This is a genomic window from Salinadaptatus halalkaliphilus, from assembly GCF_006543045.1.
GTDB classification, from domain to species: Archaea; Halobacteriota; Halobacteria; order Halobacteriales; family Natrialbaceae; genus Salinadaptatus; species Salinadaptatus halalkaliphilus.
Genome location: NZ_RBZW01000012.1, coordinates 168,294 through 180,627 on the forward strand (window position 1 = coordinate 168,294; position 12,334 = coordinate 180,627).

Below are 12,334 nucleotides of genomic sequence, written 5' to 3' on the forward strand. Positions count from 1 at the left end.
GGTCGAACTCGCTCGAGCGCCGCGGTCGGGATAGCGAGGTTCGCGGGGCCCCCACTACACTAAGGATGCCGGTCGAACACCTCCGTTGGGCAGTCGACGGTCATGATCGGTCGTACGCGACCGATCGTCTTGAATCCCGTGCTCGGATCGCTCGCGTCGGACCGTTGCTCACGCCGGTGTCGCCGCGAGTTCGTCCTCGAGGTCGGCGTCTTCGATCAGTTCGACGAGTCGCTGTCCGTCGACCACCGTGGGATCGGACGGCAACGCCTCGACCGACTCGTCGATACGACCGGTCGTGATGACCAGAACCGTCTCGACCGTGGTGTCACACTCAATGCGGCCGCGTTCGGACGTGAGTTCGTCGGCCGTTACCGGCTCGTCAGACGGCCGATGGACCGTCCGAAGCAGCTCGTGTGTCCCATCCTCTCTGGTCGCGACGACGTCGATCCAGTCCTCGGCCGCCTCGGTTACGGTACACGCTCGTCCCCACTCCGACCGAAACGTCGCGACGAACTGTGCAAACGCCGTCGCGTCCATCGCGGCGAGGCGTCGACCGATCGCGACGCGAGTCGAGGTGTGCCATCCCGAATCCCTGTCGACCGAGTCCCCCTCGGTTCGTTCGTCAGCGACGTGGCTCAATTCCATCGGCTCGAGGTCGTGTTCGCGTTCGATTCGGCGAATGCGATCCGCCATCGGGGGTTCGACAGCGAGTTTTCGGTTGGGGTCTTCCCGGGTCTGTTCCTGATCGACGACGGTGATCGTCTCCGCATACCGATCGTAGACGCGTCGGACGACGTCGGGGTCGACTACCGACGTCGCAGCGCGGTCGGCGGGATAGATCGTCCGTCTCACGAGCCGGTTTCCACCGAACATGCTAACGATCGATACACCCGCGAGGGCGACCCACGCGAGCGGGGTGTCGGGGTCGCCGTTCAGCGCCAGGACGGTGATCACCTGGGCGACGATAACGACCATCGTCACCAGACACGCACACCACGCGAGATAGACGAGCACGTACCGCTGGTAAAAGTACCGACGATTCTTTTCGGCTTCCGCGGCTATCACCGCAGCGAGCTCGTCATCGGTCGTGTCTGCAAGCAACGATGCCTGGACGTAGAGCGTCCGAACCGCGTTCGTGCCGACGAGCTTGGCGGCGAGGTCTTCCGCTTCGTCGTCGAAGACGATGATTCCCGGTAACTCCCGATCCAGTCGCTCGAAACAGCCCTCGAGGCGCGACCGCTCCGGCACCGTGGGATCTCGAGTCCGACAGGCTCCAGAGACCACTGGAAGGCGAAGGAGTAACCAGCAATAGACGATCGGCGTGATCACGACGAGATACCAGAATACCGCCAGTTGCGTCGTCAGCACCAGTATCAACGCCATCGACGCACCGATCGAGACGACCGCGACGGACACCCAGTAGCGTCTGCGGGAGTGGGCCGGCACCGTATGCCGGCGCTCCATGACGTCTCTGATCGTTGGCGCAATGGCTCGGTGGACAGCGAGGACGACCCCGAATACGACCACACCGAATCCGAATCCAGTCCCGAGTACTGTCCCGAGTTGGAGCGGTTCGAACTCGAGTCCGGTGGCGGCCGAATCGAACGGTGCGAACATCGAATACAGCGCGACGGTGAAATAGACGCCGATGCCAATCAGTGCGAGGCGCGAATACATCGTGAGACGCCCCATCCGCCGTCCCGTCCGGCCAGTCCGTCGTATACCGGCGCCGACTAGCCGGGAAAGAACGTACAGTCCGACGAGCAACGCACAGACGAGTCCAATCCCCATCGCAGTTCCAGCGACTCCCATCGGAGTTTGATTCACGCCCTCCGATGAAAATTATTGCGAAACGTGACGATAGATCGACGTAGGGAAGTGCCGAAACGTACGCAACGCGAACGTGGGTGTCGATGTCACCGACTGATCGCTGCGAGCGAGCGGCCACCGTGGTCGCACTCGAGTCGTGGGCCGATGACTACCGCGTCTTCAGATCGTCCGTATCCTTGACGATCTCCGTCTCGGCGTTGCCGCTCGTGTGCTCGTTGACGGTATCGTAAAAGTCGTTTTGCATCCCCGCAGGGAACGTCAACACGCCGATCCAGGAGCCGTCGGGTTGCCACTCCTCGCGCTCTAGGTCGCCGAAGGTTCGAATCTTCGCCTGCGCACTGCCGGCGTGTTCGGCCGGGATCTGGACCGCGACGGTCACCTCCTCGAACCGGATCGGAATCACGGGCCGCAGATCGTCGAGTGCATCGTCGACCTGCTGTTCGACCGGTTCCATCGGATCGACGGTGAAGCCGGCCTCCTCGAGGGCGTTCTCGATGCGCTCGGGCGGATGGGGCGCGTTGTCCATCTGGGGATTGACCGCGTTGCGCGTGATCGTATCGATCAACTGCTTGCGCTTTTGTTCTTGCATCTCGCGGCGCTGATCGGCCGTGATCTGGATCTCCCCGTCTTTGATCACTTCGGGGATGATCTCGAGTGGCTCGGTGGTGTCGAAGACCGTCTCGAGGTCGTTTTCGGCGGGCCGGTCGCCGCGCGAGGCGTCCTCGAAGACGTCTTCGGCGGCGATGACATCCGCTAAGTCCCCCTCGAACTCGTCGCGTTTGATCTCGAGGGCCGCGTCCGGGTCGACGAGTACTTCGAACCGAGCGCCGTGTGACTCGAGTCGCGCCGTCACCGCCTCCTCAAGTGATATCATACCGGGGAGTACCCGCGGCCACCTAAAAGAGCTTTTCCTGCCGGCGACCGGTCGTGGTCTACGACCGCTCTTGCCGGTTCGACGGGAGTGGCTTCACGAGTACAGATACCAAGCCGGGGGCTCTCGGACGGAAATCGGAAAAGTCGCCCGACAGCGACTCGGTTACGTTATTCGTCGTCGGTTTCTTCGCCGTCGTCGAGGAGGTCGTTCTCCTCGAGGTGATCGGCGATACGGTCTTGTTCGAACTGCTCGAAGGCTTCCGTTTCGACGTCGACGGTCGCCAGACCAACTTCGCTCGGCAGCAAGGAGCCGTCGTTGACCGACGCGAGGGCATCGAGTGCGAGGCCGATGCCGCCATCGAGATCGGCGTCGTCGTCGTAGTTCTCCTCTAAGTACTCTTGGAGGTCACCTCGATCGGCGCCGACGGCCAGTGCTTTCCACTCGTAGGGCGTTCCCGAGGGATCGGTCTCGAACAGACGCGGTTCGCCGTTGTCGATCCCGCCGACGATCAGCGCGACGCCGAAGGGGCGAGCGCCACCGACCTGCGTGTACTGCTGGATGTGATCGGTGACTTCCTTGGTCAGCGTCTCGACCCCGACCGGTTCGCCGTAGCGCAGGTGATTGACCTGCGCCTGGCGACGCGCGAAGTCGATCAGCTGGCGGGCGTCGGCGACGTGGCCCGCGCTGGCGATGCCGACGTGGTCGTCGGCCTTGTGTATCTTCTCGACGCTCGAGTCCTCGAGCAGCGGGGAGGGGACGCGCTTGTCCACGGCCAGGACGACGCCATCGTTCGTTCGAACACCGATGCTTGCTGTGCCTCGTTTGACCGCCTCGCGAGCGTACTCGACCTGATAGAGTCGGCCGTCGGGCGAGAAGATCGTAATACCGCGGTCGTAGGCCTGCTGTTGGGCTTGTCCCTGCATAGTATCACACTAAATCGGAATCGAGGTCTGTCGCGTCCACGAACACTCCCTCGAGTCGCACGTCTACGGACCGCTGACGGACGACGGCGACTCGCTCCTCGTTCGCGAACACGACGTTTCTCTCTTCCGTGACTTGCCCGCGGCGTCCTAAATAGTTTTCTTACCACGACGCTCGTGTGCGGGCCAAAACCACCCAAGACTTACAATCCCATAGTAGCCGCCTGATCCAGTTCGCAGACTCACGACGTGAGAAATTTCGCTTCGGCGGCGCGGATCGTTCCGCTGATTCCCCGGACGTGGATGCCGACCGACGCACCGTCTATCTCGTCGATGCAAGCCAGTGCCGCTCGCGCCGGATCGGTCTCGCCGCGACGGGCCCTGACGATCGCTTCGCCAGCACCGTCGGCGAACTCGAAGCGCAACACTCGCAGATCGGCTCGAGCACTCCCCGGATCCCCGAGTAGGTTCTGACCCGCGTACCAACACTCCCGTTGAAACGCCCGCCTGTCGATCGACTCGTCGGGCCACGTCTCGAGGCCGACGGCGAGGTATCGCCACCGTGGCTGGAGGTGTTTGGGGAGGTGTTTCATTCGTCGTCGGTCGCTTCGGGGCCATCTCCATCCGGCCCGTGGCTCGGCGTTCGCTCGGCGACGAGCACGCCGACCTGTTCGTGTACTCGTTCGACGGCGGTCAACGAAAAGCCAGCGTCGGTAAACGCGTCCGCGAGGGTGCCGACAGTCGCCGGATCGTCGACCTCGGGCGAGTAAAACGGTACCGCCGGATCCGGCTCGCCGAAGAACATCACGTCGCCGAGGACGAATTTTCGGGGCTCGAGGCCGGCTATCACCGAAATCGCCTCGCGTTTTTCTCCGTCCGAGAGGTGATGCATCGCGAAGTTCGAGGTAACGATATCGACCTCGCCGGCGTGATTTGGATCGCGAAATCGGCCCTGATCGAACGCGACGTTGTCGAGTCCGGCCTCGGCGGCTTTCGTCCGCGCTCGCTCGAGCATGCCTTCGCTGATATCTCGCCCGACCACGCGATCGGCGTCGGGGGCGAGTGCGAGCGCGATCGCCCCGGTTCCGGCCCCGAGATCGAGGACGACATCGTCGTCCTCGGGTGCGGCGTGTTCGATCACCAGATTTGCGCAGGCGCGGTACTCCTCGGAGCCATCGTCGTCGTACTCGCTTGCGATCTCGTCGAAGCGGGTAGCGTGTTCCTCAAGACTCTTTTTCATATCGTCCCCGTTCGATCCCCGGCTCAATGAACGACTCGGAGTCGACCCGTCGATTTCGCTCTGCGAGCCGTCCCCACTCCGCAAGGCCGTCCTCGACGAACGTCCTCGAGAACCCGATCGCCTCCCCCACCGCCTGCAGTTCTCGCGGGGCTCGAAGCTCGAGGTGGGCCGCCGGATCGGCGCTGACGACGTACGGCGCGTCGTAGTAGTCGACGATCTCGGCGAGCTTTCGAAGCGACTGGATGGTCCGCACTCGCCGACCGCCGTGGGTTCGGAGCACGCCCGCGAGATTGAATTCGAACCGAACGCCGTTCTCGGCGGCCGCTTTCGCGAGGACGTGATTGACATCGCCACCGTCCATCGGATTCGCGAGGACGTCGACTTTCTCGTTCTCGACGGCGAAGCGATTCAGTGCGTTGGTCCCGCCCTCGACGGCGACGATCGTCTCGTCGGGTCGGTAGTTCCCCACCGCACCGCTTGCCTGCTGGGGATCGTCGGCCCGGACCGCGACGCCGCGAACGACATCGATCCCGTACTCCGCCGCGATTTCGGCGGCGTCGTACTCGGCTCGAGCGCCCGAGTGATTGCACACGACCACGCCCTCGAACCCGTACTCGGCCGCCGTCTCCGCGAATCTGGAGACCGTGCTCGCTCCGTCGGGCTGGGCGTGGACGGCTTCGTACATACTCGAGTGCTCTCGCGGTGGGAACTTGGGGTTTGTGTCACGAGTCGCTGATGGGGACGCTGTCGTCAACCCGCCGGAACACAGTCGAAAAGAGAGTTAGTTGAGAATCGATTGAGCGACGGTCGCGAGCTGGCCGTTGTCTGCCTCGCGCAGGCGGTCGTCGCCGATCTTGAGTCGGAGACGCGGTCGACCGACATCGATCGGGACTTTCTCGGTGTCGATCAGGCCCATATCCTCGAGTTTGGTCTTCGTGCGGCTGAACGTCGCTTTCGAGGCGATGCCGACGTCTTCGCCCCACTTGCTGATGTCGTACAGCAGCGCTTCGTTCTTCGCTGCGACCAGCAGCGAGATGGTGACTTCGTCGAGTCCGTCGCCGTCACCACGGGCGGTCTCGAGGGAGTTTAGGATGGCGGCGAAGTCGTCTTCGGCGTCGGGGCTGATCTCCGCCGAGAGGGTGTCTCGGACGTCGGTGATCGGTGGGGTCCGAAGGTTGAACTCGGTGGCGTCGTCCCAGCGATCGGCGTAGGTGGCGTAGGTATCCTCGACGAAGCTCTCGTCGTCGGTGATGAGGCCACCGACGCGGTCACCGGCGTGGACGACGGCGACGACGCGGTCTTCGGTGAGCAACAAGGAGTTTTCTGGAGCCTCCTCGATCGTCCGCAGGGAAAGTGCATCTTCGGCGATGAGGTCGGCCGCGTTCGAGGCGACGATAAAGTCGTCCATTACGTCTTTGAGCGTCCGCTCGTCGGCGAGCATCCGTACCGACGGTACCGATTCGTCGAAGCCCGTCGCAACGCTGACGAACTCTTCGATTGCGGCCCGGGACGGGTTGACCATGTACACGTCGCCGGTTGCGTCCTCGAGAACTGTCTCGAGGATATCATCAATCTGGTGGTTGAGTAAATTCGAAGCCATGTCTATACAGAAGTAAACGCAGTTGCTGTACTTAATTTTGGTGGCCGTTCTCACACCATAAGTTCTTCTCTCGGGAGAGAACCGGTGATTTTTGTCCCAAATTGTATTGTTTTTCCAACTGCTTCTCCGAGTTAGGTAGTCGTTCGATCGTTGGGAACTGGAATGGAATACGTGTTTCGATCGCTGGAAACCCCACGACTGCTCGCCGCTGTCTCGACAGGGGTGGGAGATCGCTGTCGCCTGTTCGAGCGCAGTCGCCAACTGTGGGTTGGTCGTATCGGGCGTCGACACGACAAATATTCCATCTTTGCTGATGGTGACGGACCGATAACCAGTAGCTATAAATGGATGACTTGTTACTACAGTATCGTATGAGAGGCAGTCCCTATCAGCGAACGTGGGTGGCAATTGGATGTCTCGAGACGTGTTTTGCGGCGGTCTTTCGGGGAGCCACGGGCCGACTTCAAGCGAAACGAATCAGCACGTACGGCGGTCCGTAGCACGTACGGCGGCGCCTAGTGGATACGCATACGGATCGCTGTGGTCTGTTCCAGGACACCGCGAGCAGTCCTGCGATCGAATCAGTGTGTCGACACGGTCTAGTACCACCTGCAACGGATGACACGCTGATCGCACAGCTTGCTCACGGCTCACGTCGTTCCCCGTTCGCTTTGCCGCAGTTTTCTTCTTCCGTTCGCTCCGAACCGCGTCCGTCGTGCGATCAGGTCTGCAGTGACCGGCAGTGGCTACGATAAACCGTCTCAGGACTCGAACTGTGACCAGAGCTGCTCGGACCAGTAGATATCGCCGTCGTAGACGACCGACGCTTCGGTTTCTTTGAGCAGCGACGCCAGTTCCGCACTCGAGAGGGTAAAGTGTGACTCCTGCCCACAGAGATACGCGTGGTCGTTGTCCGCCGTATGTGGAAAGTAGTACGACCCCGTCACTCGTGTCGAGTAGCAATCGACAGTAACGAAGTAGCTACCAGGCTCACCCTCCAGGGGATCGATCGTGATCGTCGTCGGGACGCGGTGTTCGCCCTGGGTGAGCGAGTGAGTGCCGTCGCCGACGACGGCGTAATCTTTGCCCATCATGATCCGCCGGCGAGCCAGCCCCATCGCGCGTTCGATGCTGAATCCGTGAACGAGCAGTTTGGCGAACGTCGAACCGACCTTGATCGCGTGGTCGTTCAACACCTTGGTAAACGTGACGGCGCCGGCGACGCTGCCTTTCTTGAGGAGGGTCGTTCCCTCGTAGAACGAGCCACAGGCGTTGAGAAAGAATGTCTGGACGCGACAGTGATCCACACTCGAGGCCGAGAGATAGCCGTTCGAGCAGCGCAGTCCGTCGGTCTCGCAGTGACCGATGTAGTGGACGAAGTCGTGCTCGGATTCGAACAGGCGGGCGAGTTCGTCGGTTCGCAGGGACTCTCGAACCACGACGTCGATCGGAAGGTCTTCCGATCGCTGCCGATAGATCTCGGTCACGTCTGCGTGTTCGCCGGCCATATCGGGATCGTTCAGGACGACCCGGATCGAAATCTCGTCGCTTGCACCCTGGAGATAGTCGAGGCGGTTCTCGTAGGCCTCGGTCGTCGATTTGAAGACGTCGATCGGGACGCCGTCGGCCAACCACCCGTGGACGCGGCCGTGTCGAAGATCGGGTTTGACGACATCGACGGAGGCGACCTGGCCGGCACTCGCTCGAGTGGGTGCCGATTCGGCGCCGCCGCGATAGAAGTCGTCGAGCGAGCGTTCGACGAGTTCCTGACCCTCGAGCTCGGACGTTCGCGGCGTATAGAGCAGGCTCAGTCGATCGAGGAGGAACGGCAACACCTCGAGGTGATCGTAGTCGGGCGTGACGTACGTCGAGAGGTGCCAGTCGGGGATGCGGTGTTCGATCGCGGCGTAGGGAACCTCGAGGTAGGTCGCGAGTCGTCGCTGGGGACTCGCGTCGTAGAGTGCCGCGGCGTCGAGTTCGAGGGCGTCGAGGACGCTCAGTTCGGACAGCGATGTCCCGTAAGGGCCGGCGTTGCGAACGAGACAATCGAGAAAGAACGTCGTTCGAAGCAATCGCGCGACGTCGTACTCGAGATCGGGCATCGAGGAAAGCCGTTCGTCGATGCCGTAGTCGGGAATGCGAAGCCGCGGGCCGGCGGATTCCGAGCGGCGCTGCTCGAGGAGGGAGACGTCGGCCTGCAGATAGTACGCCAGCGGCGCGATCGTATACAGCGACGCGTAGTCGGGCGGGACGAGCAACTCGACCGGATGGGAGGGCGTCGTCTCCCGGATGCGTTCGGGTATTTGGAGGCTCTCGCCAGGCTCGAGCAACGGCGGATGACCCCGGAGAGTCGGATAGGATCGATCCGGACTCGCGGTCTTGTGCGAGGAAGCGAGGTGGGGGAGGGCAGCAGCGACGCCGTCCGTGGAGTCGGGGACGGTGATGGTATCGGCCGGGAGTTCGTGGCGACTTCGAAAGCCGAGGACGACCCGCGTCCGTTCGGGAAAGGAGACGACGACTGATTCAAAGTCCGCCGTTCGTTCGATGGTCGCTCGCCCCGAAAATCGGAGGTAGGTTTTGATCTCCGTATCGACATCGACGACGTACTCGCCGGCTTCGAGCTCGAGTGGCTGCCCACAGGGATCGAGTTCGTATCGGTCGTCGCGACCGAGTGCGAAGGCGTAGACGACCGCGTGTGGGAACGAAAGCGAGTCGGTCGTCGTGACGACCGTCTCGTCGACCGGACGCGGAATGTCTGTCGCTGCCGGCTGGACGCTGAGATCGCTCCCGCGGACGGTTACCTCGGCGGTATCCGCATCAGTAACACGGAGAGCGTGGTCGCCCACCTCCCACTCTATCATTCGATCGATCGAATGTCAGCCCGTTAAGTTAGTTGTATCGGATGAGGTGTTAGCTGAAAAGAGGGGCTAAGCCCCCGTCCTCAAGGAGCGCTCGAAGAGCGCGAGTAGGGCGGAGATACAGCGTTCACAAGAGCAAGCTCTTGTGCAGCCCATCAGAACCTTCGGTTCTGAGGACGCCCGCACGAGTCTCAATCACTCTCAACCGACATGTTTAACAAACTACGTAGCGAAAACCCGAGTACACGCGCATGGATTACAGCCCACGTTTCAGGCTCTTGCCAACCTCCGAACAGCGAGAGCTACTGGGCTGGCAGCGCGACACCGTGCGCCAAGTTTACAACCACGCGCTCTACCGGTTCGACCAGTTACCCGAACGCGACGACCAAACGGTCCGCCAACGCGTCTGGCAAGTCCGCGACGAACTCCCCAACTGGAAGGCCAAGTGGGGCAAATGGAGACAGGTGTACTCCACCGTCCTACAAGCCACAGTGGAACGCATCTACCACAGTATCACCGGGCTCGCCCAGCAGCGCGATAATGGACACAACATCGGGGATTTGAACTGGAAGAAGCCGCGAGAGTTCCAGAGTTTTACGTATCGCCAGCGGGGCTTCGAACTCAACGAAAAGAGTGGTCCTGCTGGCCGTGGACTCTTAACACTCAAGAAAGTGCGCGGGGAGACGCTCGAAATCCCCATCCGACTCCACCGTGACATCGACCCGAACGACATCAAACACGTCACCGTCAAGCAAGAGGCGACCGGGGCGTGGTATGCGTCGTTCAGCGTCGAACGCAACGAACCAGAGAAACCAGACCCCGAAGATATCGACCCAGAGGATACAGTAGGCCTCGACCTCGGCGTGTTGAACTTCGTCCATGACTCGAATGGGCGATCAATCGATTGCCTTGACTTGTCCGATGACCGCGAACGCCTCAAGCGTGAGCAACAGTCGCTCTCCGGGAAAGAGTACGAGTCGAACAACTGGCACAAACAACGCCAGCGCGTCGCTAAAGTCCACATGGACATGCGGAACAAGAAACGGGATTATAAGCACAAGCTCGCTCACGCGTACACGACGACGTACGACGCCGTGTTCGTCGAGGACTTGAACGTGAAGTCGATGCTGGAGGGCGATGGTAACGCGCGGAACAAAGCCGAGGTAGGCTGGCGCGATTTTATCACAATTCTCAAGCACCACGGCCGGAAACACGGGTGTCACGTGGTAGAAGTCGAACCAGATGGGACGACGAAAGAGTGTGCCTCGTGTGGAGTGGAGACGGAGAAACCGTTGTGGGTGCGCGAACACTCGTGTCCGTCGTGCGGGTTCGAGTTGGACCGGGATTTCAATGCGTCGCTGAACGTTCTTTCTCGCGGCCTTGCCAAGCTAGGAGTGGGTCACTCCGAAGAAACGCCTGTAGAGACTGCTACCTCTGTGGATACGGGTTCCGTATCTTCAAGTCGCGTCGTTGAATCAGGAAGCCCCTGCCTCAAGGAGCCGCCGAAGGCGGCGAGTAGGCAGGGGTAGTTCACTTACGGAAATATCCGGGACGGGGCGGCGTACTCCACTCCCTAGCGAGCGATGTCCCGAACACCCATTGTCGCGTCGACTACCACATCCACAGCTATCGTCCGATCGATGTCTCGAGCGTTGTGATGGAGACGATACTCGTCGGGGAAAGGTACACTTATACAGCCGCCAACCGCCACAACGGACATGGACCACGATCAGGTTCGGGACGTCGATCCCGACGTCGCTGACGCACTCGAGAGCGAGGTAGATCGCCAGCGGGAGACGCTGCAGATGATCGCAAGCGAGAACCACGCCAGTCAGGCGGTCATCGACGCACAGGGGAGTGCCCTGACGAACAAGTACGCCGAGGGCTATCCCGGCTCGCGGTACTACGGTGGCTGTGAGCACGCCGACGAGGTCGAACAGCTCGCGATCGATCGCGCCACGGAGCTGTTCGGCGCCGAACACGTCAACGTCCAGCCCCACTCGGGCACGCAGGCCAACCAGGCGGTCTACTTCGCGATGTTAGAGCCCGGCGACAAGATTCTCTCGCTGGATCTCACCCACGGCGGGCACCTGAGCCACGGCCACCCGGCGAACTTCGTCGGTCAACTGTACGATGTCGCACAGTACGAAGTCGACGCCGAGACGGGCTACGTCGACTACGAGGGCCTCGCCGAGCAGGCCGAGGCGTTCGACCCCGACATCATCGTCTCGGGCTACTCCGCGTACCCGCGCGAGATCGAGTGGGAGCGCATTCAGGAGACCGCCGACAGCGTCGACGCGTTGCACCTCGCTGATATCGCACACATCACCGGCCTCGTCGCCGCCGGCGTCCACGAGTCGCCGGTCGGCGTCGCCGACTTCGTCACCGGCTCGACGCACAAGACCATCCGCTCGGGTCGTGGCGGCATCGTCATGTGCGACGAGGAGTACGCCGACGATGTCGACTCGGCGGTCTTTCCCGGCGGACAGGGCGGCCCACTCATGCACAACATCGCCGGCAAAGCCGTCGGCTTCAAGGAAGCACTCGAGCCCGCGTTCGAAGACTACGCCGAACAAACGGTCGCCAACGCGAAGGCCCTTGGCGAGTCGCTGTCCGAGCACGGTTTCTCGCTCGTCTCCGGCGGGACCGACAACCACCTCGTGCTCGTCGACCTGCGCGAGAGCCACCCCAACACCTCCGGCGGCGACGCCGAGGAAGCGCTCGAGGCTGCCGGCATCGTCCTCAACGGCAACACGGTCCCCGGCGAGACGCGCTCGGCGTTCGACCCGTCGGGTATCCGCGCCGGCACGCCCGCGCTAACAACCCGCGGTTTCGACGAGGACGACTGTCGGACGGTCGGCGATCTGATCGCTCGCGTCGTCGACGCCCCGGACGACGACTCCGTCATCGCAGACGTTCGCGAGGAGGTCACGGACCTCTGTGCGGCGAATCCGCTCTACGACGAGTAACTGCCGAGCCGCCCTCTTTCAGTTCAGTGGACCACGGGTTGTC

The 12,334-nt window shown here is 62.0% G+C and carries 9 protein-coding genes and 1 pseudogene; 2 read left to right on the forward strand and 8 right to left on the reverse strand.

The annotated features are described in order from the left end of the window. Positions 1-168: 168 nt before the first annotated feature. The 8 genes and pseudogenes from D8Y22_RS04385 to D8Y22_RS04420 form a co-directional block, all read right to left on the reverse strand. On the reverse strand, positions 169-1,812 hold the full coding sequence (locus D8Y22_RS04385; RefSeq protein ID WP_141463506.1) for a M48 family metalloprotease: 1,644 nt from the start codon (positions 1,810-1,812) through the stop codon (positions 169-171). A gap of 166 nt (positions 1,813-1,978) precedes the next feature. Further along, positions 1,979-2,704, reverse strand: a complete 726-nt coding sequence (locus tag D8Y22_RS04390; protein WP_141463507.1) for a ribosome assembly factor SBDS — start codon at positions 2,702-2,704, stop codon at positions 1,979-1,981. A gap of 167 nt (positions 2,705-2,871) precedes the next feature. Continuing rightward, on the reverse strand, positions 2,872-3,627 hold the full coding sequence (gene psmA / locus D8Y22_RS04395) for an archaeal proteasome endopeptidase complex subunit alpha (protein ID WP_141463508.1): 756 nt from the start codon (positions 3,625-3,627) through the stop codon (positions 2,872-2,874). Between the two features lie 4 nt (positions 3,628-3,631). After that, a pseudogene (locus D8Y22_RS04400) lies at positions 3,632-4,217 on the reverse strand (Rpp14/Pop5 family protein). Continuing rightward, entirely contained in the window at positions 4,214-4,864 is a 651-nt protein-coding gene (locus tag D8Y22_RS04405) for a class I SAM-dependent methyltransferase (RefSeq protein WP_141463509.1), read from the reverse strand. Before D8Y22_RS04405 ends, D8Y22_RS04400 begins: the two are co-directional and overlap by 4 nt. Continuing rightward, positions 4,848-5,549: an RNase P subunit p30 family protein gene (locus D8Y22_RS04410; RefSeq protein ID WP_141463510.1), complete on the reverse strand. Its 702-nt coding sequence runs from the start codon at positions 5,547-5,549 to the stop codon at positions 4,848-4,850. The genes D8Y22_RS04405 and D8Y22_RS04410 overlap by 17 nt, the downstream gene beginning before the upstream one ends. A gap of 96 nt (positions 5,550-5,645) precedes the next feature. Beyond that, positions 5,646-6,464 (reverse strand): transcriptional regulator TbsP, encoded by an 819-nt coding sequence (tbsP, locus tag D8Y22_RS04415; protein ID WP_141463511.1) that lies wholly within the window; start codon positions 6,462-6,464, stop codon positions 5,646-5,648. A 761-nt stretch (positions 6,465-7,225) separates the two neighbouring features. Then, positions 7,226-9,325, reverse strand: a complete 2,100-nt coding sequence (locus D8Y22_RS04420; protein WP_141463512.1) for a hypothetical protein — start codon at positions 9,323-9,325, stop codon at positions 7,226-7,228. A 248-nt stretch (positions 9,326-9,573) separates the two neighbouring features. On the opposite strand from D8Y22_RS04420, the gene D8Y22_RS04425 reads away from it, so the two are divergent. Together D8Y22_RS04425 and glyA are read left to right on the forward strand one after the other, a co-directional pair. Further along, positions 9,574-10,851 (forward strand): RNA-guided endonuclease InsQ/TnpB family protein, encoded by a 1,278-nt coding sequence (locus D8Y22_RS04425; RefSeq protein ID WP_141463513.1) that lies wholly within the window; start codon positions 9,574-9,576, stop codon positions 10,849-10,851. A gap of 189 nt (positions 10,852-11,040) precedes the next feature. Beyond that, positions 11,041-12,291 carry a serine hydroxymethyltransferase gene (glyA, locus tag D8Y22_RS04430; protein ID WP_141463514.1) on the forward strand — a complete coding sequence of 417 codons (1,251 nt, stop codon included), beginning with the start codon at positions 11,041-11,043 and terminating at the stop codon, positions 12,289-12,291. The last annotated feature ends 43 nt before the right edge of the window (positions 12,292-12,334 follow it).

What these genes read in the sequence shown, in the direction of transcription:
- D8Y22_RS04405 (WP_141463509.1), bottom strand. Translation starts at nt 4,864, where the DNA reads ATGAAAAAGAGTCTTGAGGAACACGCTACCCGCTTCGACGAGATCGCA.
- tbsP (WP_141463511.1), bottom strand. Translation starts at nt 6,464, where the DNA reads ATGGCTTCGAATTTACTCAACCACCAGATTGATGATATCCTCGAGACA.
- psmA (WP_141463508.1), bottom strand. Translation starts at nt 3,627, where the DNA reads ATGCAGGGACAAGCCCAACAGCAGGCCTACGACCGCGGTATTACGATC.
- D8Y22_RS04425 (WP_141463513.1), top strand. Translation starts at nt 9,574, where the DNA reads ATGGATTACAGCCCACGTTTCAGGCTCTTGCCAACCTCCGAACAGCGA.
- D8Y22_RS04390 (WP_141463507.1), bottom strand. Translation starts at nt 2,704, where the DNA reads ATGATATCACTTGAGGAGGCGGTGACGGCGCGACTCGAGTCACACGGC.
- D8Y22_RS04385 (WP_141463506.1), bottom strand. Translation starts at nt 1,812, where the DNA reads ATGGGAGTCGCTGGAACTGCGATGGGGATTGGACTCGTCTGTGCGTTG.
- D8Y22_RS04420 (WP_141463512.1), bottom strand. Translation starts at nt 9,325, where the DNA reads ATGATAGAGTGGGAGGTGGGCGACCACGCTCTCCGTGTTACTGATGCG.
- D8Y22_RS04410 (WP_141463510.1), bottom strand. Translation starts at nt 5,549, where the DNA reads ATGTACGAAGCCGTCCACGCCCAGCCCGACGGAGCGAGCACGGTCTCC.
- glyA (WP_141463514.1), top strand. Translation starts at nt 11,041, where the DNA reads ATGGACCACGATCAGGTTCGGGACGTCGATCCCGACGTCGCTGACGCA.